General features: G+C 42.3%; 28 protein-coding genes. 13 read left to right on the top strand and 15 right to left on the bottom strand.

Annotation, left to right across the window (positions count from 1 at the left end; genetic code table 11):
- Nucleotides 1-8 precede the first annotated feature (8 nt).
- The 3 genes from BMX79_RS01565 to hisJ are packed head-to-tail and all read right to left on the bottom strand — an operon-like array spanning nt 9 to nt 1862.
- Complete coding sequence (locus BMX79_RS01565) at nt 9-815, bottom strand: aldo/keto reductase (protein ID WP_091478534.1); 807 nt, start codon at nt 813-815, stop codon at nt 9-11.
- Between the two features lie 46 nt (nt 816-861).
- Nucleotides 862-1083 (bottom strand): YdbC family protein, encoded by a 222-nt coding sequence (locus tag BMX79_RS01560; RefSeq protein ID WP_091478532.1) that lies wholly within the window; start codon nt 1081-1083, stop codon nt 862-864.
- Nucleotides 1080-1862 carry a histidinol-phosphatase HisJ gene (gene hisJ / locus BMX79_RS01555; protein WP_091478530.1) on the bottom strand — a complete coding sequence of 261 codons (783 nt, stop codon included), beginning with the start codon at nt 1860-1862 and terminating at the stop codon, nt 1080-1082. The genes BMX79_RS01560 and hisJ overlap by 4 nt, the downstream gene beginning before the upstream one ends.
- Nucleotides 1863-1996: 134 nt before the next feature.
- Here hisJ and BMX79_RS01550 point away from each other — a divergent pair, with 134 nt between their 5' ends.
- The 10 genes from BMX79_RS01550 to BMX79_RS01505 all read left to right on the top strand — a co-directional run bounded on the left by BMX79_RS01550 (nt 1997) and on the right by BMX79_RS01505 (nt 10589).
- Nucleotides 1997-2842 carry an ATP phosphoribosyltransferase regulatory subunit gene (locus BMX79_RS01550; protein ID WP_177165383.1) on the top strand — a complete coding sequence of 282 codons (846 nt, stop codon included), beginning with the start codon at nt 1997-1999 and terminating at the stop codon, nt 2840-2842.
- Between the two features lie 23 nt (nt 2843-2865).
- Nucleotides 2866-3474, top strand: a complete 609-nt coding sequence (hisG, locus tag BMX79_RS01545) for an ATP phosphoribosyltransferase (protein ID WP_091478527.1) — start codon at nt 2866-2868, stop codon at nt 3472-3474.
- Nucleotides 3475-4725 (top strand): histidinol dehydrogenase, encoded by a 1251-nt coding sequence (hisD, locus tag BMX79_RS01540; RefSeq protein ID WP_091478525.1) that lies wholly within the window; start codon nt 3475-3477, stop codon nt 4723-4725.
- On the top strand, nt 4722-5720 hold the full coding sequence (locus BMX79_RS01535) for a pyridoxal phosphate-dependent aminotransferase (RefSeq protein WP_091478523.1): 999 nt from the start codon (nt 4722-4724) through the stop codon (nt 5718-5720). The genes hisD and BMX79_RS01535 overlap by 4 nt, the downstream gene beginning before the upstream one ends.
- Complete coding sequence (gene hisB / locus BMX79_RS01530; RefSeq protein ID WP_091478522.1) at nt 5717-6298, top strand: imidazoleglycerol-phosphate dehydratase HisB; 582 nt, start codon at nt 5717-5719, stop codon at nt 6296-6298. The genes BMX79_RS01535 and hisB overlap by 4 nt, the downstream gene beginning before the upstream one ends.
- Nucleotides 6295-6873: an imidazole glycerol phosphate synthase subunit HisH gene (gene hisH, locus BMX79_RS01525; RefSeq protein ID WP_091478520.1), complete on the top strand. Its 579-nt coding sequence runs from the start codon at nt 6295-6297 to the stop codon at nt 6871-6873. Before hisB ends, hisH begins: the two co-directional genes overlap by 4 nt.
- Complete coding sequence (gene hisA, locus BMX79_RS01520) at nt 6870-7574, top strand: 1-(5-phosphoribosyl)-5-((5-phosphoribosylamino)methylideneamino)imidazole-4-carboxamide isomerase (RefSeq protein ID WP_091478518.1); 705 nt, start codon at nt 6870-6872, stop codon at nt 7572-7574. The genes hisH and hisA overlap by 4 nt, the downstream gene beginning before the upstream one ends.
- Nucleotides 7575-8339 carry an imidazole glycerol phosphate synthase subunit HisF gene (gene hisF / locus BMX79_RS01515; protein ID WP_091478517.1) on the top strand — a complete coding sequence of 255 codons (765 nt, stop codon included), beginning with the start codon at nt 7575-7577 and terminating at the stop codon, nt 8337-8339. It begins immediately after the preceding gene.
- The gene (gene hisIE, locus BMX79_RS01510; protein ID WP_091478515.1) at nt 8332-8973 is read left to right on the top strand and encodes a bifunctional phosphoribosyl-AMP cyclohydrolase/phosphoribosyl-ATP diphosphatase HisIE; all 642 of its coding nucleotides are present in this window, start codon (nt 8332-8334) and stop codon (nt 8971-8973) included. The genes hisF and hisIE overlap by 8 nt, the downstream gene beginning before the upstream one ends.
- Before the next feature lie 716 nt (nt 8974-9689).
- A complete protein-coding gene (locus BMX79_RS01505; RefSeq protein ID WP_091478514.1) occupies nt 9690-10589 on the top strand; it encodes a cation diffusion facilitator family transporter in 900 nt (299 codons plus the stop codon).
- A 93-nt stretch (nt 10590-10682) separates the two neighbouring features.
- On the opposite strand, the gene BMX79_RS01500 is transcribed toward BMX79_RS01505, so the two are convergent.
- The 5 genes from BMX79_RS01500 to uvsE all read right to left on the bottom strand — a co-directional run bounded on the left by BMX79_RS01500 (nt 10683) and on the right by uvsE (nt 16427).
- Nucleotides 10683-12242 (bottom strand): bifunctional metallophosphatase/5'-nucleotidase, encoded by a 1560-nt coding sequence (locus tag BMX79_RS01500; RefSeq protein WP_091478512.1) that lies wholly within the window; start codon nt 12240-12242, stop codon nt 10683-10685.
- Between the two features lie 27 nt (nt 12243-12269).
- The gene (locus BMX79_RS01495) at nt 12270-13172 is read right to left on the bottom strand and encodes a glycerophosphodiester phosphodiesterase family protein (RefSeq protein ID WP_091478511.1); all 903 of its coding nucleotides are present in this window, start codon (nt 13170-13172) and stop codon (nt 12270-12272) included.
- 16 nt (nt 13173-13188) lie between these two features.
- Nucleotides 13189-14193: a YeiH family protein gene (locus BMX79_RS01490; protein WP_091478509.1), complete on the bottom strand. Its 1005-nt coding sequence runs from the start codon at nt 14191-14193 to the stop codon at nt 13189-13191.
- Nucleotides 14194-14410: 217 nt separating this feature from the next.
- On the bottom strand, nt 14411-15148 hold the full coding sequence (locus BMX79_RS01485; protein ID WP_091478507.1) for a TspO-related membrane protein: 738 nt from the start codon (nt 15146-15148) through the stop codon (nt 14411-14413).
- A 19-nt stretch (nt 15149-15167) separates the two neighbouring features.
- On the bottom strand, nt 15168-16427 hold the full coding sequence (uvsE, locus tag BMX79_RS01480) for a UV DNA damage repair endonuclease UvsE (protein WP_091478506.1): 1260 nt from the start codon (nt 16425-16427) through the stop codon (nt 15168-15170).
- Between the two features lie 193 nt (nt 16428-16620).
- Here uvsE and BMX79_RS12405 point away from each other — a divergent pair, with 193 nt between their 5' ends.
- Both BMX79_RS12405 and BMX79_RS01475 read left to right on the top strand, forming a co-directional pair.
- On the top strand, nt 16621-16770 hold the full coding sequence (locus tag BMX79_RS12405) for a lmo0937 family membrane protein (protein ID WP_218025324.1): 150 nt from the start codon (nt 16621-16623) through the stop codon (nt 16768-16770).
- Nucleotides 16771-16905: 135 nt separating this feature from the next.
- Nucleotides 16906-17910, top strand: coding sequence for an EAL domain-containing protein (locus BMX79_RS01475; RefSeq protein WP_091478504.1), 1005 nt, complete (start codon nt 16906-16908; stop codon nt 17908-17910).
- Between the two features lie 73 nt (nt 17911-17983).
- On the opposite strand, the gene BMX79_RS01470 is transcribed toward BMX79_RS01475, so the two are convergent.
- The 6 genes from BMX79_RS01470 to BMX79_RS01445 all read right to left on the bottom strand — a co-directional run bounded on the left by BMX79_RS01470 (nt 17984) and on the right by BMX79_RS01445 (nt 23986).
- On the bottom strand, nt 17984-19300 hold the full coding sequence (locus tag BMX79_RS01470) for a CapA family protein (RefSeq protein WP_091478502.1): 1317 nt from the start codon (nt 19298-19300) through the stop codon (nt 17984-17986).
- Nucleotides 19284-20138, bottom strand: a complete 855-nt coding sequence (locus tag BMX79_RS01465; protein ID WP_218025325.1) for a M15 family metallopeptidase — start codon at nt 20136-20138, stop codon at nt 19284-19286. The genes BMX79_RS01470 and BMX79_RS01465 overlap by 17 nt, the downstream gene beginning before the upstream one ends.
- A 172-nt stretch (nt 20139-20310) precedes the next feature.
- Nucleotides 20311-21051, bottom strand: coding sequence for an alpha/beta family hydrolase (locus BMX79_RS01460; protein WP_170230924.1), 741 nt, complete (start codon nt 21049-21051; stop codon nt 20311-20313).
- Between the two features lie 41 nt (nt 21052-21092).
- Nucleotides 21093-22316 carry an NADH:flavin oxidoreductase/NADH oxidase family protein gene (locus BMX79_RS01455; protein WP_091478594.1) on the bottom strand — a complete coding sequence of 408 codons (1224 nt, stop codon included), beginning with the start codon at nt 22314-22316 and terminating at the stop codon, nt 21093-21095.
- 38 nt (nt 22317-22354) lie between these two features.
- Complete coding sequence (locus BMX79_RS01450) at nt 22355-23449, bottom strand: hypothetical protein (protein ID WP_091478501.1); 1095 nt, start codon at nt 23447-23449, stop codon at nt 22355-22357.
- 342 nt (nt 23450-23791) lie between these two features.
- A complete protein-coding gene (locus BMX79_RS01445) occupies nt 23792-23986 on the bottom strand; it encodes a YwbE family protein (RefSeq protein ID WP_091478499.1) in 195 nt (64 codons plus the stop codon).
- Between the two features lie 288 nt (nt 23987-24274).
- Between BMX79_RS01445 and heR the strand changes: the two genes are divergently transcribed.
- Nucleotides 24275-25057, top strand: a complete 783-nt coding sequence (gene heR / locus BMX79_RS01440; RefSeq protein ID WP_091478592.1) for a heliorhodopsin HeR — start codon at nt 24275-24277, stop codon at nt 25055-25057.
- 78 nt (nt 25058-25135) lie between these two features.
- On the opposite strand, the gene thpR is transcribed toward heR, so the two are convergent.
- Nucleotides 25136-25696: an RNA 2',3'-cyclic phosphodiesterase gene (gene thpR / locus BMX79_RS01435; RefSeq protein ID WP_091478498.1), complete on the bottom strand. Its 561-nt coding sequence runs from the start codon at nt 25694-25696 to the stop codon at nt 25136-25138.
- Nucleotides 25697-25810 lie beyond the last annotated feature (114 nt).

Raw genomic sequence — 25810 nt, 5'->3', positions numbered from 1 at the left:
TAAGTTTCTTACAGCAAGTCTATTTGACTCATGTCTTCATCAGATAGTGTAAAATCCAGACTTTCCAGATTAGCTTTCTGATTCTCAGGGTTGTGTGATTTCGGAATGACAATCACACCACGCTGAGTCTGATAACGTAGAAGAACTTGTCCCCAAGTTTTATTATAAGCTGTGCCTATGTTCCCCAGTACCTCTCTGTGTGCTTCAGTCGTTTTCATCGGTCCCCAAGCCTGCGGTCGAATATCTTCCTTAAACATATACTTGATCCATTCATTGTTCCATTCAGTAGGATTGGACTTGATCTGATTCACTGCCGGCTTGACGGTTGCAAATGAATCCAGACGATTCAGATCATCAATTGAAAAATTTGAGACCCCGATTGTTTTGATTTTGTCTTTTCCGACGTACTCTTCCAGTACTTCCCAGGTCAGGCGCAGTTTTTCTTCATCTTCAATAGGCTTGTGGATTAAGTATAAGTCGATGTAGTCTGTCTGCAAGTTTTCAAGACTTTGATCGAGTGTCCGTCTGACTGCATCTTTATTTTTAATATACTGATCGTCTGCAGGAATTTTAGTAGTGATGAAAAATTCCTCACGAGGAATACCGCTGTCTTTAATGGTTTTGCCCACCCCTGCTTCGTTGCGGTAGGAGATGGCAGTATCGATCAGACGATACCCTAAATTGATTGCGGACTCAAGTGCAGAGAAGTCGCCGTTCAATTCACCATTATAATCATTGTTCTCTTTGCCGTAAGTATTTGTCCCTGTTCCCAAGTATGGGATGGATAGACCGTTATTCAGCCGAACTTTTTCCAATGCTATCTCTCCTTCAATTCCATATTTACCTTAATAGTACCTGTCTTTACAGGTCGATTTCAAGTAATTGTTTCTTCAATGCCTTCATTTCTGTATTGTCGAGTGTAATTCCCTTCCCCATCTTCAGATGATCCGGACTCCAGTCTCTAATATCGAACTTAGCAGGTCTGTCGTTCCAGCTGACCAGATTCAGTTCTTTTCTCCATCCTTTGGAATTCTCTGACAGGACAGCTAAGTGCTCAAGTACTTCAAAACTTAATTGACTCATTTTTTTAGACTCCTTTCAAAATAACGTCCTACTTCATCAGGATGATGTGCATCCGAGCCGAATCGAAGAGGAATAGCCAAATCAATTGCTTTTTTGACTAATGGTTCTGGTGGGTAAGTCTGCTCGTGATAAGGCTTATCAAGTCCGGCAAAGTTGTAGTCCATCTGGTACCCTTTCTCTTTAATATATTCGAGCACACTGACCCAATCGATCGTATCGATCTGGTCGTATGCTTTCTCAAACTTGTTGATCAGCGTAATATGGCCGATCGTTTTAGGGGTCAGTTCACCATAAGGATTGGAAAGGGCTTTATACAAAGTATCTTCGTACTTACTGACTAATGTATCATACCCCACTTCACTGATTTTTTCTAAGAATGCATCCTTGTCGTAATCGATACAGAAATACTCACCGCTGCTGAGTCGGATCATATGAACACTGAGTATGGAATGAGGAACGAGGTCCGAGTGCTTTTTCAGAAACTCCAGTGTCTCTTCTTCCTTCCCTTCAATATAATCGATTTCAAAACCTATGTTGATGGTCACCTGATCCCTATACTTCTCCTTCAGTTCTTTTCCCTCATTAATATAAGCTTCCACATCTTCTCTGGACATAGCACTGTCATTCTCAGGAGTCGGGTCATCAATGACCAGAGGCGCATGCTCTGTAAAGGTCAGTTCCTTCAATCCTTTGCCGATGGCTGCCTTTACGTATTCTTCCATGCTAGCATCCGAACCGTGCGGGCAGTACTGAGTGTGCATATGATTATCTGATAGCATAAGTCCTCCTTATTATAAGTGACAACAAAACAGCTTTCACATTCACTAATTTTATGTTAGTATTTTTTCATTACATGAATTTGATACTCCTATTGTATCAAATCATTAAAAAAAGAGAAATGAGGAAACGACTAATGCTATTCGAACAGAATAACCAGCACATATTAGATAAAAAACATCAAGAATGGGAGTTTCTACATCATTTCCACCATCTCGGTTATGACCTGCTCGACCTATCGATCCTCGAAGAATTTCGCTGGGACAGCTTGTCACCAGACGATTTGAAATCAATGACTAACCGGTATACCTGGCAGGCCAACGATTCCCTTCTATCAATCAGAAGCGACTGGACGGATGCCATAGTCAGATACCGAAAAAAATATAAATTAAAAACTGATAAAATAGCATACTCCGGACCGGTTTATTCCTATAATAAAGAACGCATGCAGTTCGGTATGGAAACTTTTTCTGAAGATATCGATACACAGCAGAAGTCAATGAAAGATCTGCTTGATTACCTTCAGACACATCTAAAACAGACCGTTTCAGTAGCGGTGATCAGTCATTATTCTCTATTGAAGAAACTGCTGAATAAAGATGAACTTCAAGATCCGGAAGTCAGACATCTGTTAAGAGAACGTAATCTGGATGGACTGACTAAGTATTTAGGTGACACTCATCCTGTCGTTCAATTGATGAGCCAGCCAGTTCCCGATCAGCTCCATTTCGCCAGAGACCAGTTTCCTGACCTGAAAGGCCCAGTCAATGAAATCATCAACTGGCGCAATGCCCTGGAAGAGAAGAATATCCCGACCGTATACAGTGACTTATTCTCACTTCCGGCTCAATCGTACTATAAGGGTATTTTTCTGCAATTCTATACGGACCAGACTGTAGAACCTATCGTTACAGGCGGACAGTACTCGAGTCCGACAAAAGCATTCGGAATGGCGATCAACTTGACCGATTTAACATACTAAACCGTTTTTTGGAGGAGCAAGAGATGATTACTATAGCATTATCAAAAGGACGACAGTTAAAAGACTTTATTGCATTTTTAAAAAGCATCGACATGACCCAATGGAGCAATGCGCTCGAATCGGTGTCAAGAGAATTAGTCGTGCAAACCGACTCAGTAAGATTTCTTCTGGTCAAAGGAGAAGACGTTCCAGTTTATGTTGAAGAAGGTGTCGCTGATCTTGGTATAACAGGAAGTGATGTCCTGTACGAACAGAATAGACACATCAATAATCTCATGGATCTGCCCTTCGGCTACTGCCACTTTGCTCTGGCAGCCAAAGAACCTAAAGATGCCTATCCAGTTGTAGCTACAAAATATGTACAGTTTACTCAAAACTACTTTGATTCAATCATGCAGCCAGTAAAAATCATCTATCTTAAAGGATCAGTTGAGCTGGCCGCAACGATCGATATGGCTGATGCCATCATGGATATCGTCCAGACAGGTACGACTCTAAGAGACAATGGTCTGGAAGAACAGATCCGCCTTGATGACATCAATGCCCGTCTTATTTCAAACAAGCATGCATTCTTTTCTAAGAATTCTGAAATTCAGTCAATCATCAATCAATTCAATAAAGTAGGTGCTTAGATGTATACAGCTCAGTCATTTAAAGAAAAATTTGAAACACTCAATAGTGTGGACTGGACAAAAACGCAATCGGTCATGGAAATAATCCAGTCTGTACAGAACGATCAGGATCGGGCCCTTAAATCATACAGCAGCCAGTTCGATAACGTGGACATCGATGAACTTGAAATTCCTCGGTCTGAACTGGAAAAAGCCGTATCTTCCATAGACGATGATTTAAGACAAGCAATGGAAGAAGCACATGACAATATCAGACGTTATCAGTCTTCTATTAAGTTATCAGACAGTGAAGGAAACGAACTCTTTCAGAAAGTTCATCCTTTAAAACGAGTAGGAGTGTATGTACCTGGCGGAACTGCCCCTTTACTTTCTACTGTCTTAATGACCACTGTTCTCGCTAAAGTTGCCGGTGTAAATGAAATCATCGTGACTACTCCGCCTCAGGCTGGTGGTGTACATCCAGCTATTCTTGCTGCATGTCATATTTCAGGTGTCGACCGTGTCTTCCAGGTAGGCGGTGCACAGGCAATTGCAGCCCTTGCATACGGAACTGAAACGATTCCTAAAGTAGACAAGATCGTTGGACCCGGCAATCAGTATGTTGCTTTGGCCAAGAAGCTTGTCTACGGCGATGTGGGCATCGACTCTATCGCCGGACCAAGTGAAATAGTCATCGCTGTCGATGAAAGCACCAATGCTAGATGGGCAGCTTTCGATATCCTCGCGCAAGCTGAGCACGATGTTGAAGCCAGAACGTTCCTGGTAAGTGAAAACGAAGCTAAACTCCAGGAAATTTATGGACAGGTTCAGAAGGAACTTAAGAAACAACCTCGCGTATCGATCATCAGAGAAAGCCTGGCAAATCATCACTATAATATTCTGACAGAATCCAAAGATGAAACAGTCGACATTATCAACTTGATTGCAGGCGAGCATGTCTCGATTCAAACTAAAGATGCAGCTGATTATATCGACCGCATTACCACAGCTGGCGCTTTGTTTATCGGTGACTATTCACCTGAAGCGATTGGAGATTACATCGCGGGACCAAGTCATGTCCTTCCTACTGGAGGGACAGCACGTTTCAGCAATGGCCTGACTGTCAATGACTTTTTAAGAACAAACTCGATTATCTCATTGGAAAAAGAGACGTTTATGAACATGGCCCCCGGCGGCATGCGTATGGCCGAAGAAGAAAAACTGAATGCACACTATGATTCATTAGCCAGCAGATTGGAGGATCTTAAATGATTCGAATAGATAAAAACGAAAGTCCTTACCGGGCACTCAGCGAAGAAGAAATCGGAAAGATTGCTGTCGATACTCACTTCAACCAATATGCAGAAGATGAGTATGTGGAACTTCAGAAGAGTTATGCGGCATACAACGGGTTTGATCCTGATCTGATTTCATTTGCAAACGGGTCTGATGAATGGATACAGAAAGCAATGATCGTTCTAGGTGATGGGCCTGTTCTCGTACTGGATCCAGACTTTGTGATGTATGAAGAATACGCTAAGCAGTTCGGACGTAAACTGACAAAAATCAGCTGCCTTGACGACTGGACCTTCGATTACGAAGAAGTCTACCAGAAAATCAAGGAGTTAACCCCTTCTGTCTTTATCTTTTCACAGCCAAATAACCCTTTCGGTACGCTTCACCCTTCAGAGTTCGTTGAACAAGCTTCAACTCTTATGAAGGAAGCTGGCGGCTACTTCATAATTGATGAAGCTTACGGAGAATTTATTGAAGATGAGGTAACCTATCCTGAGGGCGATCATGTCATCCGTCTAAGAACCTTGAGTAAGGTTTACGGCCTGGCAGGTCTACGTGTAGGTGTCGCTGCTTCTACAGAAAAGACGATGGGCATTCTCAATTCCATCGCCCACCCTTATCCGTTAAACACGTTTTCTCTTAACGTAGCCAACTACCTTCTCAACCAGACTGACCGTCTGGATAAATTTATTGAATTGAACCGTACTCTTTCAAAAAATCTGAAACAGATTTTCCAGGACGAAGTCGGTGATGTGATCGATATCCTGGACAGTTCGACTAACTTCATCTTTACCTACGGAGAAAAAGCTGTCGATCTGGGAGAATACATTGTCGAACGTGGATTTTTACCAAGAATGTATCCAGAATCCGAAAATCCTGCATTAAGACAGATTGTCAGATATTCCATCGCCACTGAAGAGCAGCTAAGTGATCTGCAGACAATTTTAAAAGAATGGAGACAAGCGCAATGACCATAACTAAAGAACGCAAGACAAAAGAAACGTCTATTAAGTTGTCTATCAGCAAAGGACTTGAAGCGTCGCATATCGATACTGGCGTCGGCTTTCTGAACCATATGCTGGACCTCTTTGCGTTTCATGGTCATTATGTCATCGACCTTAAAGTGGATGGCGACACAGATGTTGATGATCACCACACCACAGAAGATGTCGGTATCCTGCTTGGACAGGCAATTGCTGAACTGATGGAAGACAAGTCATCTATTCAGCGCTATGGTACAGCTTATGTTCCTATGGATGAGACACTGACTCGAACAGTCATTGATGTCAGCGGCCGCCCTTATCTGCACTTTGAAGCAGATTTTTCCAGCCAGACCGTTGGTACCTTCGACGTTCAGCTGGTCAAGGAATTCTTTTATGCGCTGACGATCAATGCCCGTCTGACGGCGCATATTGATCTGATCAGAGGCGGCAATACGCACCATGAAATCGAGTCTCTCTTCAAGTCTTATGCTCAGGCTCTACGTCAGGCAGCCAGCGACTCCTCTATATCCAGACTGCCTTCTTCGAAAGGAGTGATCGAAGCATGATTGCGATCGTCGACTACGGGCTCGGAAATATTGCCAATTTGACTAATGCCTTGACTTATCTCGGCTATGAAGTGAAAGTTACTCACGATGTTGAAGAGCTGGAACAGGCTGACCAGATCATCCTTCCCGGTGTCGGTCATTTCAAAGATGCCATGACCCGTTTGAATGAACTCGATCTGATTCCTGAGCTGAACAAACTGAAGGAAACCAAGCCGTTTATCGGTATCTGCTTAGGCATGCAGCTGCTTTTCGAACACAGTGAGGAAGGAAATGTCGATGGGCTCAACTTCCTTCCCGGACAAGTTAAGAAGATGACCTGTCAGCTTCCAGTTCCTCACTTAGGCTGGAATAAACTGGATGCGCCAAATGTCTCTCTGAATGAAGACGTCTATTTCATTCATTCCTATAAAGTCCACACGGAAGAAAATGTCGTGGCAAAAGCGACTTATGAGGACGATGTGGTAGCTATTGTTCAAAAAGACAACATCATCGGTATTCAGTTCCACCCGGAAAAAAGTGGTGACAAGGGTCTGCAGATTCTTGATCAGGCTCTGAAAGGCGGGTACATCAAATGATAGAATTATGGCCGGCGATCGATCTGATCAATAACGAAAGTGTCCGACTGACTGAAGGAGATTACGGGACAAAAGAAGTCATGACTCGTACTCCCCAGGAAGCCATCGCCTTCTACAATCAGTTCGAGCAGGTGAAACGGATTCACATTGTCGATCTGATGGGTGCCCTTCATCAGAAACCTGCGGAAGAATCTTTTATTAAAGACTTGATTCAAACAAGCGAACGCCCTGTTGAGATCGGTGGTGGAATCCGTTCACAGGAAACGATTGACTACTATTTAAAGAATGGGGCTTCTTATGTCATTGTCGGTACGCGTGGACTTCAGGACAGTGAGTGGCTGAAAAAAATGACTGATCTCTACCCAGGAAAAATTTACTTGGGTCTAGATGCAAAGAAAGATCAGATTGCGGTAAACGGCTGGACAGAGTCAGTGGACCGTCTGATCTTTGATGTAGCTGAGGAAACGGCTTCCTTGAAACTTGGCGGGATCATCTATACTGACATCTCAAAAGATGGAAAAATGCAGGGACCAAACTTTGAACTGACAAAAGCATTAGTCGAAGCGACCCCTCACCCGGTCACTGCTTCTGGAGGGATCAGAAGTCTTGAAGATATGAACCAGCTTGAAGAAGCAGGTGTCAAAGCTGCGATCGTTGGAAAAGCGGCGAATACGACTACATTCTGGGAGGGTATCAATTAAATGATAAAGAAACGAATCATCCCCTGTCTGGATGTAAAAGATGGTGTGGTCGTTAAAGGAATCCAGTTTAAAGGACTTCGAGAAATTGGCGACCCTGTTGAACTGGCTAAACGATACAATGCGCTCGGTGCCGACGAGCTGGTCTTTCTCGATATTTCAGCAACTCAGACTGGTAATGCATTAATGATTGATGTCATCAGAAAAACGGCGAAAGAGCTGTTCATCCCTATGACAATCGGAGGCGGACTGAAGTCCATCGAAGATATATCCGCTGTACTGAACGCCGGTGCAGATAAAGTCAGTCTGAACTCGGCCGCACTTAAAAATCCGGATCTGATCAATGAAACAAGTGAGAAATTCGGTGCCCAATGCATCTGTATTGCCATTGATGCAAAATGGGAAGAAGACAAGCAGGACTGGTTCTGCTATACACATGGCGGCAAGCAGCGAACGGATATCCGAACGCTTGACTGGATTAAAGAAGTCGAGCGTCGCGGAGCTGGCGAACTGCTGGTCACAAGTATGGACTACGACGGCATGCAGCAAGGTTTCGATCACAAACTTCTTTCGATCATTCAGAAAGAAGTCACCATTCCAGTTATCGCTTCTGGCGGTGCCGGCAGTGCCGAAGATTTCATCTCTCTTTTCCTGGAGACAGATGTGTCAGCTGGACTGGCTGCCTCCATTTTCCATGAACAGGAAGTATCCATTCAGCAAGTGAAAGATCTATGCGATTCGAAAGGAGTGCCTGTAAGACATGTCTGATTACGACACACTTAAACCTGACTTTTCAAAAGGACTGCTGCCGGTTATCCTGCAGCATCATATCACTAAAGAAGTCCGTATGATGGGCTATATGAACGAAGAAGCATTTGAACTCACTAAGAAGGAAAAAGTTGTCTGGTTCTTCTCCCGTTCTAAAGATAGACTGTGGAAAAAAGGCGAATCCAGTGGGAATATGCAGTATGTCACTGACATGTATCTGGACTGTGATGATGATGCTCTCCTTATTATGGTCGATCCAGCTGGCCCAACTTGCCATACAGGCAGCGACAGCTGTTTCAACCTTGCGCCTTCCTTCTCCTTACGGGATATTGAGGCGATGGTAAAAAACCGTGCAACCTCTTCCGATGACAAATCTTATACACATTACCTTCTCAATGAAGGCATTGATAAGATAAGCAAGAAATTTGGTGAAGAAGCCTTTGAACTAGTCATCGGGGCCAAGAATGAAGATAAAGAAGAAATTAGGAATGAAGCATCCGACGTTCTGTATCATTTAGGTGTCCTTCTCCACCAATCCGGCGTCACAGTAGGTGATGTGGAATCTGTTCTAGCTTCACGTCACCAGAAGAAAAACAACTTTAAAGGTGAACGCCAGTCGATCAATGAATGGTAGGCCCGCCTGTTTAAGATAATCAATAAATCGTTTGACCCTTTATTAGTTATAGACAACTAGCTTGTCATCTGACTAATAAAGGGTTTTTTGTTCGATTATATTGCCGGCCGCTGGCGGTTGCCAGATTGCGTTCTTTCTTGGTTGTGTGTCAGATTGACCACTCACTTGGTTTTTCTATCTCAGTGAGCCATAATCATTCAACTACTGACCACTCAACTTATATTTCAATCTCAGCGGGCACTAATCCCTCAACTATTGACCTCTCAACTTATTTTTCCATCCCAGTGGGTACTAATCACTCAACTATTGACCTCTCAACTTACATTTCCATCTCAGTGGGTACTAATCACTCCACTATTGACCTCTCAACTTATATTTCCATATCAGTGGGTACTAATCACTCAACTATTGACCTCTCAACTTATTTTTCCATCTCAGTGGGTACTAATCACTCAACTAAACCACATTCACTTCCTATTCCCTTATACTAATCCAGCTGACCAATCTCCAGTCAGTTTACAATAATCTCCACATTTTTTGGAAAAAGAAATCATCCTTTTCACATTACTCTATACCTATTTTTAAATTTAAATAGAGTGGTTTCTCGCCCGTCCTAAAAAATAAGTAATTGTTAAAAAGGAAGCTCCTGCTGTTGAAATTTTATGAACGATTATATACTATAAATAGGATCTGTTAAAAAGATGGAGGACGACAATATGCCCGATCAATACAATAGAGTAAAACTTGCCGAACGTGGAGCTCGAGTAAGCATCAGTGTGTATATCTTTCTCGCTCTGGTAAAAGTTCTGCTTGGTTATTTTCTCAATGCCGCCTCTCTATCAGCGGATGGGTTCAATAACCTTACCGATGTCGTCTCTTCAGTAACTGTACTGATAGGTCTCAAGACTGCAAGAAAACCAGCTGATTCCGATCATCCTTATGGGCATTGGAAAGCTGAACCGATCGCCAGTCTGATCACTTCCTTCATTATGCTGTTTGTCGGGTTTCAAGTTCTTCAGAGCAGTATTGTCCGGATAATCAGTGGAGAAATCACCCCTCCAGATCAGTCAGCTGCTATTGTATCTGTTGCAAGTGCTGCTGTATTGTATCTGCTTTACAGATTCAATCTGTCTCTGGCAAATAAAGCTAATAGTGCAGGCCTTAAAGCTGTCTCCAAAGACAACTTGGCAGACAGCCTGACTAGTTTGGCTACTGCCATTGCTATAACAGGTGCTTCGTTCGGCTGGGGCTGGCTTGACGGAGTAATGGCTGTCATCGTATCTCTCATCATCATTAAGACGGGTGTAGAAGTATTCAAGGAAAGCAGCTTCTCCTTATCTGACGGGTTTAAAGATAAGCACCTCACGGAATATAAAAATGAGATTCTTCTTCTCCCTCGTGTCAAAGAAGTTGCGACGATTAAAGCACGGATGTATGGGGCAAATACCTATGTCGATGTGACGATCCTGGTCGATGGGATGATGACCGTTCAGGAGGGGCATGATGTGACTGAACTGATCGAAGAAGTACTGTACGAAAAATATGATGTCATGCATACGGATGTTCATGTTGAACCTGATACAATTGAAGATCAGTTCAACAAGGATCAGATGTAGACTTCAGATAGTTTAAGTAAAAAAAACACGAGACCGGTCATCTCCCCTGTTAAATCAGGTCCTGACCCGTCTCGTGTCTTTTTTTTCTTCTGATTACTTTGATGCCATAACCTTGAAGTTACGATTCACTTCTGCCTTGATCGGTGAAAACTGACTGAAGTAGTCTCCCATCAGTTCATTCATAGGGATTGTGACTTCTCGAATGATTTTAGAGGCATCAAACATGTCGTAATCGCCTCCACCAACAGCTCGGTACTGATTAATGACGATCTCCAGACTGTCTTCAGGCATGATGTTTTTCCCTTCATAGGAAAATTCAACGATCCGTTTCCCTTTAGGCATTGCCACATCGATCGTATACTCAATCCCCTCGTACATATCATAGTTGTACATTTGGGGTTTCGGTGTCATAAATGACGGATTGACGATGATGTCCCCGGTTTCATCCAGCTCAAAGTAAGTTGCCGACCGCTCTAGTGCCGCTTTCAGATCTCTTCCACTTACTCTCAGTACAGCCAGCGTGTTAGGATAAATGTAATTGAGGACGACATCTCTCATCGTTACTTCTCTTCCAAAACCTTTAGCCTGATTATTGAAAAGAGCTGTACCGGAAATGTCACACTCCGCATAATGCATCTGAACCTTATGTACAAACTCCACATAAGGATGCTCTCTACGACGAGCGGCTTCAACATCCGAAATCGTCATATCTCCTTCTACTTTTCCAATCGGCTGATCGAGCCATGCTTCCACCTCTTCATTTACTGACCTGAATGCATTCGCAGTCGATTCATCTACATCTACCTGTTCCGTCGACAGAAGTTCAGGTATGGCATCAGTAAGTGTATACTGTCCATCAGACTCTTCAATTTCCAAAGTTACTTTCCCTAGATATCTTCCTTTGTCTCCAGGCATCACGACTGCAGTCTGACCAACTTTTTGAGCAATGACCCTATGCTGATGTCCGCTGAGCAGAACATCTATCCCTTCTACGTCATGCAGCAAAGCATAGCCTTCGTTCTCTCCGGTCTGTATTTCCGTCTCTTCTCCAGTCTCCAGGTCCTTCTCAAATCCGCCATGATAACTGACGACTACAACATCAGCCTGTTCTTTTAAATATGGAACATATTTCTTCGCACTCTCAACTGCAGGTACAAAAGACAGTCCCTCATAATTCTCAGGGTGTTCCCAGTTAGGGATGTAAGGGGTGGTCAGCCCAAGTATGGCTATTTTGACGCCTTCTTTTTCGATAATTTTATACGCCTGACCAAATGCCGGTTCGCCATTATCTTTAAGGATATTTGCGCTAAGTATTGGATAGTCTGCACTCCTGACCGCACTGTTCAGATAGTCCAGACCATAATTGAACTCATGGTTCCCAATGACCCCTATATCAAATCCACAGGCGTTGGCTGCCTGCATCACCACGGTGGCTTCTTTCTTTTCCTTTACCACATAATGAGTAAACGGAGATCCCTGTATCAGATCCCCATTCTCAATCGTAATACTCGGTCCATTAAGTTTCTCACGTTCACTTTTAAGTAGTGAGGCAATTTTGAACAGTCCGAACGCTGCTTCATGTTGTCGTGACTGATAGTCAGTTGGGAAAAGGTAGCCGTGCACGTCACTTGTTTCAAATAGTGTTATCTTCATAAGTCAATCCTTTCAAGACAATTTGTGTCACTCTTCATTTAAAATATCGATAAGTAATTCAGGATCATCTGTCATGATGCCATGTGCCCCAAGATCGATCAGATCTCTCATCGTGGCTTCGTCGTTGATCGTCCAGTAGTAGACATCCATGCCCCTGTTTTCGGCTCCTCTGATCAGCTTCCATTCTGCAAGATTGAAGCCTTCCTGTTCGACAGGAAGCTGAAAAGCATCTGCAGTAGGCTGATAGACCAGATTCAGAAAAGCCTTATGCAGAGTAACAAACTGGCGCGTTTCCTGCTCGCCTGCACCGATAGCCACAGATCCGCCAGCCACTTCATTAAATCTCAAATTGATCTCGTGGTCAAAACTAGCTATCAGAACCGTATCATGCATATCATATTCTTCGATCAGTCGCCACATTTCCTGGATCATTTCTTCATAGCGATCCGGATCGTTCGTTGCTTTCAGTTCGATCAGCTGTCTCATATTATTAAATTCCTGGAATACTTCTTCTACAGTCGGAATATATACGCCAGTATCCCTATAGTCATACTCTCCGAACTCATTTTGAAAATGGTAGCCGGCATCCAGGGACTGAATTTCTTCAAGAGTCATCTCATTCACTTGGCCTGTTCCGTCTGTTGTCCGGTCGACTGTCTCGTCATGAATAGCGACCAGCTCGCCATCTGCAGTGATGAAGACATCATATTCCAGAATGTCTACACCTATGGATTCGGCGTGTCTGAATGCCTCAAGAGTATTTTCAGGGGCATGGTCAAGGCCGCCACGATGAGCAATGACTAATGTTCCTTCATCCCCTTCAAAAAAAGCTCGTTCACTATCTGAGGACAGCGGAAAAAGGAAAAGGATGAACCAGATGAATAAGATGATGCCTAAAAGAATACCGATATACTTGAGTAGTTTTTTCACTCGTTTCCTCCTTGTATTATAAGACTATGGCTACGACTGCAAAAGATACAACGACAACGAGACTTGACAAAATGATTGCATGGACAAATGGCTTCCACCCTGTTCGGGCAAACTGTCTTACATTCGTTTTCAGACCGATTGCTGCCAGAGCGATGACCATTAAAAATCGGCTGGCCTGTCGCATCGCACCACTTAACTCTGCTGGTATCAGACCAACTGTGTTCAATCCTGCGAAAAGTACAAAACATGCGATGAACCATGGGAACAGTTTCTGCAGTGACACTTTCTCTTTCCGCTGATTGGGCTGCTTCAGTTTCTGTCTGAAGTAGACAGCAGAAAAAATAATTACGGTCGGTATGATAGCCAGTGTCCGGGTCAGTTTGACCATGGTCGCAATTTCTCCAGCTGCTTCTGAAAAAGCAAAACTTGCTGCAACAACACTTGATGTATCATTGATGGATGTCCCGGACCAGAAGCCGAAGAACTGATCGCTTAAAGACAGGAGCTGGCCAATGATAGGGTACAGAATGACCATTCCCATGTCAAAGATAAATGTAGAAGAAATAGCATATGAGACATCGCCATCATCCGCTTCAATAACAGGTGCCATCGCTGCAATAGCTGATCCTCCACAAATTGCCGTTCCAGCAGCAATCATATTGCTCAGCTTCCAGTTGATCTTGAATAGTCTGCCCAGTAGATAGCCTCCTCCGAAAGCTGTCAGTAAGGTAAATAACAGGACAATCAATGTTCGGCTGCCCACTTGAAGAATGATAGACACATTCAAGGAAGCCCCTAATAATATAATAGCAAATTTAAGTACTTTTTTTGAGGCGAATTGAACACCTTCATTCAATAGTTCAGGTTTGTAGTATAGGGCACGGAATCCTATACCAATGAACATGGCCAGCACCGCTGAACCGATAAAATGCCCCGGAAGTATAGTTTCGATCAGAACAGCTATTACGGCTATACCTGTCGCAAGCAAGAGTCCGGGAAGTTTTTTTGTCAATTGGGTCATTATGCTTCATCCCTTTCAAGTGATAACTGACTCATTATAACATTTTTTTATTCGGCTGAATGATCAATTCTCGAATCTCTAATGAAAAGCTTTAAGAACCTTTCAATTCGCATATTATATCTGACGATTCAAACCTATAATCTGCAAATAGAAATAGACTTTAAATCAGCTGATTACAGGATATTGCCTCCTGCTGCTGATTTAAAGTCCAGTCTACTTACCTTTCTGCTCTGCTTCTCATTTTATCAAAGCCTACGATCGCTGAAGCTAGAAGATGGAATACAACTCCCGCTCCTGCAATGATCGTCAGTAAGAACAGCTGATTTTCGTTTTCAATGATTATCCCGACATATGCCCAGGCAAATACGAGAGGATAAAGCCAGTCTTTATGAACAAGTGAAACAAATAATGCAATCAACGTTGCGATTACCAGCAAAATAAGTGTCCACTGATACTCATTCAGTCCAATGAGTTCATCAATGCCTTGACCATTAACCGTGTCAATAATGTTAACGATCGTGGCGACTGTTACCCAACCAAAATAGATCGAAAAAGGAATACGGTCAAACCAGTGATTTCCGTGTCTGGTTAATTTCTTATATATAACTATGAGTGTGATCAGAAGTCCTACTATGACTACTGTCGATGCAATCAGCCAGACTTGTGTAAATACAACGATCCACAAGGCATTTAAAGCAAAATTTGCCACCAACCAGTAGTGAATACTCTTATATATCGGACTGGGATCATCTTTTCTTACAAACAACCGGATAATCCATATGGCAAGCAGCACATAAATAAGTCCCCAGATCGAAAATACATAACTGGCTGGCTGTATAATTGCCTGATCCTGATCTGCAATATTTCCAACATCTCCGCCCACAAGATAATTCGTTCCGATCATTATAACAAAAGCTATACTGTATATGATTCCCCATCTTTTTCTGTCCGTCATACAGACGCCTCCTTTAATTTTATAAATCAAAGTAATAAGATTCGTTTAAATATGATACGTCGTACTTAACCGCCAGCTTCCTCAGCATTCTCTTCAACTTGGGAAGACTGGACACATCAGATAGTACCTCCTCTTTATATCTGACGTATGCTCTCTTTTCTTTTTCCAGAACGCTATCCTTAACATATCCCCAGACATGTTCCACTCCATTTAGAACAGTGTTTGCAGACAATGGTGTCTCAAGAGCTTCTTCTATCCGTTCATAAAAAGGCACGACCGGATAGCTGTCCTTATCTTTAAGCAGTTCTCTAATAGCCTGATAGCATTTAGGCGACCGTTCGAGAACAGCATACTTGTACCTGCTCCATTCTTTCTCCAGATCTTTCATGGCCCCTTCGTCCTTAGTAGCCAGCACACATTTGACCGCTGACAGGTTCTTATCTTTTACTTCAAGCATGATGTCGATATCCAGAGATCTGACTGACTCGTAATAATCCATAAATTCCCTAATTCTAACAGTCTGGGAATGAGCCCCCTCTCTCGCATTCAACTGCTGTTGAGAGTAGTGGACTTTTGCTCGGCCATCATCCAAGCTCCAGGTTTTCTTTGCCTTTTCAATCCACATTCGGTCGTTCCCTAATGACTCCCCCGGATTGATAAAATGATGAAGGTTATCGTATACCACAGGTGCACCTGTCTGCTCACTGATTGACAGAACATCCTCAATGGTATAAAGTCGGTCATCATTTTCAATGATCAGTCTGTCTTTAATGTCCTGCTCCAGTTTCCTGTATACACTGATGAAACGGTCAATGGCTTCATCTTTATCTCCATAAACCCCTCCAATATGCAGAATGATTTTATGTGAGGAATCTACATTCAAGCTGTCAATGAACTGGGTATGATAAGTTAAATCATCTATTGCCCTGTTCACCACATCCTCATTTTTTGAATTTAATACAGTATACTGTCCCGGGTGCATGGATACCCTTATACCGTAATCTTTCACTTTTTCACCGATTCGCTCAAACTGTTCCTTAAAAATCTTTGACCAGTCGAGGTCGTTAACGGAAAAATCTGAGCCGAATGGAATGATATCCGAGCTTATCCTAAATAGTCGGATATCGTTTTGATGATTATAATCGATCATTGCTTCAAGGGTGGTCAGATTGTGCTCGATCAGACTAAGTAGATTCTCTTCAGTCGCGTTCTGCTTGCGGCAGGTTTTATAGCTGAGATCTGCAATTCCTCTTGTTAAACAGGCGTATCCAATACTCATAAAATTCTCCTTGTGCATGCGTTATACATATAGTCTATCACTGATCGATTCAATTCACTAATATTCTGAATTAACAGCTGATATGTTCTGATTTCGAGTAATCATTCTGTATATTTAGAAACGCGAGCATATCATTATACATCTGTCGTTCTCCTCTGTTATACTCAATTTATAAAAATAAAGGAGTGAGTTAATGATGTTGTGGACAATTATTGGACTTTTGATTTTATTCTGGATCCTAGGACTTGTATTTGAAGTCGCAGGTGGTTTGGTTCATATCCTGCTTGTTATTGCCCTGATTGTATTTATCTTTAATATGATCACTGGTAGAAGAGGAAGGTAACTTACAATCCTCTCAACAGCTACTTATTATTAAAGGAGACTCCGTACACATGTGCGGAGCTCTTTTTTTATAAAAATTAGTACTGGAAGTAAATAATGTGCTAAAATAAAGATAGAATGAATTGGAGGTAAAGATATGACTTGCCCAGTGTGTTCCATCAGTAAACAGCGAATTTCCTTGAGTATACCTGAACATCTGATCAGTATGGTCACTGATCATTTTACTCACAGAGACTATCCCTATAAAGTCAAAGATTCAGTTATATTAACGACTGAAGATGCCACAAAAGACCTGCTGGATTTTCTTCTGGCTATGGATCTGACTGATCAGGTCACATTTAAAGTTCAGACAGGAGACTGGTTGACTATAACTGAGTTCAGTGCATATACTGAATCTTCCTGGATCGATTCTATCATACGTGAAAAATACATAACCATGCATTTCCAGCCGATCATCACTTCTGAAGGGGCAATCTACGGATATGAAATGCTGGCCAGATTCAATAATAAAGATGGGGATATGATTTATCCGGATGTTATGTTCCCTGCCGCACGTGCTCGTGGACGGACCTTCGCCTTAGATCGTTTATGTCGCATCCAGGGGGTCCGTCAAGTCACTCGGCTGAAGAAAAACCAGAAGGCCTTTATCAACTTTATTCCAACATCTATCTACAGTCCTGAGTATTGTCTTAAAACGACTACCGCTGTTGCCAATCAGCTGAATATCGACAGTGAACGCTTTGTTTTCGAAGTCGTAGAGACAGAAAAAATAAACGATACTGATCACTTAAAGTCCATATTGAAGTATTATCAGGATAATGGATTCTGTTATGCTCTGGATGATGTCGGTGCAGGATACAACACCTTAGATCTCTTATCAGACTTGAAACCACCCTATGTAAAGCTCGACAGACAGTTTGTCGATGGCGTTCATGCCTCAAGTGACAAGCAGGCAGTGGCATTAGCTTTCCTTGAAAAAGCTAATGAATATGGAGCCGTAACTCTTGCTGAAGGAATCGAATCTCCTGATGACTTCAAGTGGCTGAAATCACATGGGTATCAACTGTTTCAAGGCTATCTTTTTGGGAAACCTATGCCTGCTCCGTTGGAAGTCGACCGAATTGATTTGGCACTTTTATAAGTTTAACTAGATTCAATACAAAACTATAAAAAAAATGCTTCAGGACATGCGCATGTCCTGAAGCATTTTTATGTTAATCAGTCAGTTCGAGACGTGTTGTTGTTTCATCAAGAGAACGCTGCATCCGCTGACGGTCTACGTCGGTAAACTCATCTGTTTCAAGTATGCGTTCAACTGGTAAGATACGGTAAGTATAGGTGCTGTCTCCTTCATACCTGTTTCGATAGACCCAAGTTGGTGTATACTCGACCTGTTGGACCGTAGTCTCTCCAGTCTGTTCATTTTTCTGAACATTCACATGGAATATGACACCATCTTCAGTCGGCTCACGCTCTTCTCCCAAGGTTTCTCTCCGCTGATTGGAGACGAAATTTCCTAATGAGTAAGCGACAATCGATTCATTTCCATCCACTTCCAAATAAGTAGCCTGCTGAATTACATGTGGGTGACTGCCGAAAATGATATCTACGCCTTCACGCGTCATAAGCTCTGCATAGTTCTCCTGAAACTCATTGGGATAGCGTTCATATTCTCCGCCCCAGTGCATATAGGCGATCATCAGATCCACATCTTCTGATTCTGCTTCTTCAATATCTGCTAGTATACGCTCTTCACTGATCACGTTTATCATGGACAGTACTTCATCCTGCGGGTAACTGGCGTCCAGACCATTCAAATGCTCTGTGTATGCCAGTATGGCAACCTTAATGCCTTCAACCTCTTTATAAAGCACGCGGGATTCAGGCTCTTCAGCAAAAGTTCCTGCCAGATCCAGACCTTTTTCCTCAATTACTTCAACCGTCCTTCTGACTCCTTCTGGTCCAGTATCAAGGCTATGGTTGTTTGTCGTGATAATCGTATCAAACCCAGCATAATCCAGCGCATCGATAATGGCATCTGGTGTATTAAAAAGCGGGTACCCGATAAATGGCCGGTCTGATCCTGCCAGTGTGGTTTCCAGGTTGGCAATAGCCAGGTCAGATTCAGAAATAATCGGCTGGACATCTTCGAATACTGACGTGAAATCATATTCTCCAGTTTCCGCATCATATGCAGCTTCCAGCTGACTCGTGTGTCCCATTACATCACCTACTGCACTAATTCGAATGTCAGTGAACTGCTCTTCTTCGGGCTCTTCTTCGTCGTGCTCTTCAGAATCAGCCTGGTCCGTTCCATCTGTCTCAGTGGATTCAGGGTCTGTTTCATCTGTCTGCTGGTTATCGTCTCCAGCCGGTTGCTCGATCTGATCTGCTTCTTCATTGTTTTCCTGTGCCAGACTTATTGCATAAAAGGTTGCTCCAGCTAATACAAAAACAAAAAGCAGAATGAGACCGATTAGTTTCAGTCGTCCGTTTTTTTTCTGATGTCCACGATTATTCGTCGATCTCAATGTCTATCCCTCTTTCCAGTAGGTACTCTTCATACGTCAATCCACTTTCTGCAACATCAGCGGCCAGTTCTTCACCTAAATACCTCAAATGCCAAGGCTCGTACTGATAGCCAGTAACCTCTTCTTCACCTTCAAGGTATCTGATGATATAACCGAAATCATGGGCATTTTCTTCCACCCATTGTCCTTCAGCCGTTTCACCAAAGGCTTCAGTCAGCTGATAATTTACACTTTCGCTCGTTACATCCATGGCCAGTCCTGTCTGGTGCTCACTCTCACCTGGACGGGCGCTGTAGCGGTTTGCTGCTTCTTCTCCATGATTGGATACGTAATTATTAAAAAGCTCGACTTGGGTCTGATAAGAGCGGTAGCCAGATCGGGCATAGAGAATGATTCCATCTTCTTCTGCAGCAGCAAACATGTCGGTCAAGGCTTCAGAAGCTACTTCCCTCAGCTGTCTGATTTCGGGATTTTCCAAAACAGTCGGCACCTCTACGGTAACAAGATCATCTGGTGCATAGTCTTCCGGCAGAGCATACTGCTTATTGACCAGGACTTTTATGCTGTCAGGATCAAGCAGGTCCTCTTCCATGTCAATAGTGATGGCTGGTTCATCAGACTTTACCTCTTCATCTTCTTCAGAGTGATTTCCTTCTTCTTCAGTTTCATTGTTTTCTCCATCATCAATATCTGCTTCATCATTATCCTGAGTCTCTTCCTGAGGCATTTCTTCAACTGTATCTTCAGGTTCTGTCTCAGGATCGTTATCCGTACACCCACTGAGGATCAACAGACTCATCAGGATACTAGTAGATAGTCTGAACTGTTTGTAAGTCAATTGCATGGCTCCTTTTTATTCTTTTTATATCTAACACAACAGGTATACAATACCATAAATCATCTGTCTTCTCTATTACATTCTAATTTAGAATAAACTCAATGGATATCCCTAAAGTTTAATATATTCCATAAAACGACTAAATAATTTCAGCTAGATCTATTTCCTATCGTCACTGATGACGTTGAATAAAGTCATCAAGTTTTTCGGCCACTTCTTCGTGCTGCTCCTCACGGCTTATCAGACTCTCCCCATCCCCGTTCTGAAATCCATAATACCCAAAATTAGAATGATTGCCGCCTTCAATCTGATAAAACTCGGTTCCAACAGGCAGATTGGATGAAGCCGATTCATATGATTCTCTGTTCAATATTTCATCTTGCGTGCCAGTAATCGAAAGAACAGGTATTTCAAGATCCGACAAGTCGCTGCCATCATTTGGATAAGCGGCGAGAAAAAACAAGCCGTTAATTTTATCATGCTCGTCTGATGCATAAATTGAGGCACTGGTTCCTCCAAGTGAATGTCCTCCCAGCCACCATTTTTCTTCATCTTCATACATCTCCAAAATGTCATCGATTTTGTCTGAACCCAAAATTGCAAGATTGATGGGCATGTAAGGAATAAAGACCCTGTATCCTATTTCACTGAGCTGATCAGCAAGTGGCAAGTATGCTTCGGGCTCAACAAGCCCTCCTTGATATAATACGATATTTCCCCGATTACTATCAGAATCCACTCTGATCCAATCTTCTTCAACTGTCACGTGTGACTCATCAAGTAATGTCACGGCTTCGGGCATAGCCTGATATGTTCTAATTCGGATAAAAACGAGACCTGCTGCTATGGCTAATACTATACCGGCGATAAGCCACAAGAGGACTGATATCCATTTCTTTCGTTGTCTCTTCATTCGTTCATTTCCTTTATACATATAGTTTATCTTTTTATAAATCAAGAGGTAAAGCGTCTCGGAGATAGTGCAGTACGCCCATGAATTTTCAAATTGTTCCATAAAGGTTTCCATCCATTTTCACAATACAGCGGATCCTGCCCATCAGCCAGACGTCTGATCTGCTGTTCGTAGTAACTGATTCCCATGAGTCCACCGATCTTTCTGTCCAGAAAGGGCAGTCCTGTAGTCAGACGAGGAATCTGTACGTCTTTTATTTCCTTATTCAGTAATTTTTTCGGAAGATCCGGATAAAGCACCATTGGCCTAGCTAGACCGACCATTTTTGTATGATCACATGCTAGAGCTTTCTCCATACTTTCTGTGGAGCGAAAGCCCCCTGTGATCACTAGAACCGCATTTATCTCCTCCTGAATTTGCTTTGCGTCATCGATGAAAAAAACATCTTTTTCACTCGGGTCGAACATTCTAGGATTTTCATAATTCCCTCCAGAAAGTTCAATCAGATCGATCCCGTTCTTATCCAATGTTTTGATTACTTTACGAGCCTCGTCAGTACTGAATCCCCCTTCACTAAAGTCAGAAATATTCAGTTTAACACTGACTGGAAATTCCGGACCGACCTTCTCACGTATCCGAAAATAAATATCAATCAAAAACCGCATGCGATTCTCTAATGTCCCCCCGTAAACATCCTGCCTCCGATTGGTAAGAGGAGATAGAAACTGACTGATGAGATACCCATGAGCAGCATGAATTTGAACACCTGTAAAGCCAGCCTTTCTGGCAATTTCAGCTGCTCGACCAAACTTATCAGTAATAGCAGTAATCTCTTCTATACTTAAAGCTCTGGGTGTACTGAAGAATGGACGGTACTGTTTTTTTAAGGCAACCTCACTTGGAGCCACCGGTGTATCCGATAATGAACGGGGAGATTGTCTCCCTGGATGATTCAGCTGCATCCACAGGTGCGTCTGCTGTTCAGTACCTGCTTCGGCCCATTGTATCAACTCAGCAAGATGCCTTTCATCTTCAACTACAACATTCCCCGGTTCTCCCAGAGCTCGACTATCGATCATTACATTGCCAGTGACGACGATTCCGGTCCCGCCTCTCGCCCATCGTCTATATAAACGGAAAAGACGCTCGTCAGGCTGATGGTCAGGTCCAGCCAGTGTTTCGCTCATAGCAGATTTAAATAATCTATTCTTAACTGTAACACCATTCGGTATGGTAAAGGATTGACTTAATATCATCATCTTCATTCCAGTTCTCATATTTTTTTGGAGCTGTGAGTTGTGTTTCAGTGTTTCAGCCTTTTCCAACTTGAACGTATATGAAAATTCATAGGCGAACGTTCATCTATGAAGGCTTTCCACTCATATGACATCGGCCATTCCCGGTAGACAGGTGCACGCCTGTATAAAAAACGTAAAGACCATTTTTCAGGTATGGGAGACCACCCTTCTGTAGGGCAGCATTTGATTTTTGTACTGTTTACTCTCTTGATGACCCGATACCTTCCAATCAGCAGACCCAGTGAAGGATGACAACTGATCTGAAATATCCCCTCTCTCACCTTATTGTGCTCCATGGTCAGTATATCAGGAAAAGGAGGAACAAAAGACAGTTCGATTGGATAAATATGATTTGAGAATCTAAGGGTACGAATAGCTGGACTTGATCCCTGCCAGTCTATATCCAGAGTACAGTCTTTGGTTCTTACCGTTTCCTGTCCATCTGTTAATGACATAACTGCCATATGATCATCTGAAGATGGATTGAATTTTACTATCAGTGGTTTTGTGCTGTAACGGCTGAAGTACATCCGCATCCCATCCATTGTTACCGGTAAATTATCTAATTTATGAGACTGGTCTCCAATGTGAACGTCAACGACTGTATGATTTTTTCTAACAAAATAAAAGTCGAACAGGTAAACAAGTGGAAGATAGGACGGGGTCTGGGAGGCTGCTCCCACTGGTGCAAGCAGATTAAATGGCGAGCGTTTTTTGAAGTTTTTTTCGTGTATCTTTAGTTTGATTTTCCTGCCATATTTATCGGTAAAGCGGTATAAAGCTTGTACTCCTTTCTGACTGATATCAAAAGAAGCCACTTCAAAAGCACATTCTATTTTTTCATTGAGCCCTTTGCCGAAGGTGTCATAGGTTTTATTCTGAATTTTCAGTGAAGGCTGATAGTAGACATCGATCTTCCCATCCGTCCTCCAGCCCAATATAACATGCCCGGTGCCATAGGTACTATCATCATAGTATTGAGGTTCAAACCCGATATAAAAAACATCCGGATCTTTTTCAAAGTTGATCTGAAGCAGTCTTTCCATCGGCTCAAGACTGAACCTGAATGGATTGATGAGTTTGACTGACTCCTCTTTCATACTCTCACATCCTTTGTTTTAGCGGTACTTGCAGATGAGTTATTGGGTAAACGATCAGATTTGTTTGATGATGACTGTAAATGATGGCAATCCGTCAAAAAGTTTAGTCACATGCAAGTATGTCATTCTCTTGTCTTACTATATATTACAATTGTTTTTTTATTCCTATTTCTATTATACATTGGAAGAATAAAAACTGTAATCATTATGCATATTTTTTGAGTTATAATTTTACCGTCAGTATGATCTATTCTCACCCCCCTGTTATTGTTATCTTTAATTGAATTTGTTAACTTAGACTAAAAAAATCTGCCCTGAATCGGCAGATTTTCAGCAATCTATTTATTTTACGACTTCCTTCACACGTCCAACCACTTTATCTTCCAGCATCACTTTGATTCCGTGGGGATGGGTAGGCGACTTGGTCAGTAATTTCAGGACCACTCCTTCTGTTAACTTTCCTGATTTCTGATCCTGTTTCTGCACGACTTTGACTCTATCTCCTGGTTTTATATTGCTGCGTTTTGTACCGTCCATATTATAATTCCTCGCTTTCTTTTATTTTCCTGAATTACCTGATCACATTAATCCGAAATCCGACCAAATACTATCATCTCTCTTAAAGTATACAGACTTTTGACATCAATTGACATGCTCTGAAATAGAATCTTCACAAATAAATCAAATTATTAGAGGGGTAAACCTTAAATTAATAACACGCGTTATGATAAAATAATCCAAAGGAGATCAATGTCCTATACCCTTTCAGGAAGGAGTGACCCCTCAATTCCGCTTCAACAATCCGTAGAAAGGCAGGTATCTGTTATGTCAAAACAAATTACATTCAGCTCTTTGAGACGGTTCAACTTGATCATGGGCTTTCTTCACCTTATTCAAGGCCTTCTCATGCTCGGATTTGCAATATTTATAGATCGTATTGCAGAGTTCAGAGTCCCTGTCATGTCTTATTTTCTCTCATTCGATACCACTCAGATGCGACTAGTTACAGAACCATCTCAGTTAGGTGAACTTCCATTTGGTATAGCTGTTTCACTATTCCTCTTTCTTTCAGCTCTAGCACATTTCATCATTGTCAGTTCCTGGGGTAACAAAATCTATAATCGCGACCTCGAAAAAGGGATGAACCGTTTTAGATGGTATGAATACGCCTTGAGTTCTTCTCTAATGATTGTGCTGATTGCTATGCTCTTTGGCGTTTATGATATAGGTGCAATCATTCTTATTGCTGTTGTGAATGCATCAATGAACTTTTTCGGACTGGATATGGAAGAAATAAACTACTACACAAAAAAACTGAACTGGAAGCCTTTTGTATTTGGTACCATAGCTGGTCTGGCTCCGTGGGTAGTCATTCTTCTATATGCTTTTGGTAATTCTAATCCAGCAGATGTTCCGTGGTTTGCCTATGCAATTGTGGGGAGTTATTTTGTATTTTTCAATCTGTTCCCTATCAATATGATACTGCAGTATAAGAAAATCGGACCGTGGGAAAACTATCTATATGGCGAAAGAGGATATATCATCTTAAGTCTTGTCGCCAAGTCGGTCCTTGCCTGGCTTACTTTTGCAGGAGTCATGCAGCCATAATTCCGACTCCCCCTATTACACCTGTAAAGCCCCGTGAGACTTGCAGCCACTTCAGCTGTCAATCTCAATGAGGGCTTTTTAGTCTGTTATATTTGTACGAACAGGTTTGACGTATACAGGTCTATATATAAGCTCGCCATTCAGTCGAATGCTTTCCATTAAAGAAATTTTTTCGACCTTAATTTCTACAGGTGGGACAGACTGACTTCGACTCCATTCCTCAAAGTCCTGACTGAAAACGATTTGTCTCCCTAGAGTAATATGCGGCGTATACTTTCCATTTTCAGCAGAATGCTCTTCTTCATTCAATTCAGCGCTGATCTGTCTGTTGACCTCTTTCAGCTCATTTATGTCACCATCAACCCCAGCCCATATGATAAGCTTGTTGCGCTTATTAAAAGATCCCAGTTTACTAAGTCTAAGCTTAAAAGGCACGCTATACTCGACACATTTATCGATCGCTTTCTTAATTTCTATGATTCTTTCGCTGTCAGCTTCTCCAATAAAGTAAAGAGTCAGATGGAAATTGGATGCTGAAGTGAACCGCCCCTTTTCGGCCGTCGCTTTAACTTTTGACTGAATCCCTGTCAGCTTTTCTTTGACCTCTTCTTCCAGCTCGATAGCAATGAATACTCTCATCTCCTGCTCCTCCTCTCGTATGCTCCATTATTGATTACCAATGCTTCAATTTATTCAGGTTGTCATTTCCTATACCTTAACTGAAATATTATTTTATCTCTAATAAAAAAGGAC

Source organism: Alkalibacterium pelagium (assembly GCF_900109325.1).
GTDB lineage: Bacteria > Bacillota > Bacilli > Lactobacillales > Carnobacteriaceae_A > Alkalibacterium > Alkalibacterium pelagium.
The sequence above is the reverse complement of the archived record's forward strand: the minus strand, read 5'-3'. Positions and strand labels throughout refer to the sequence as shown.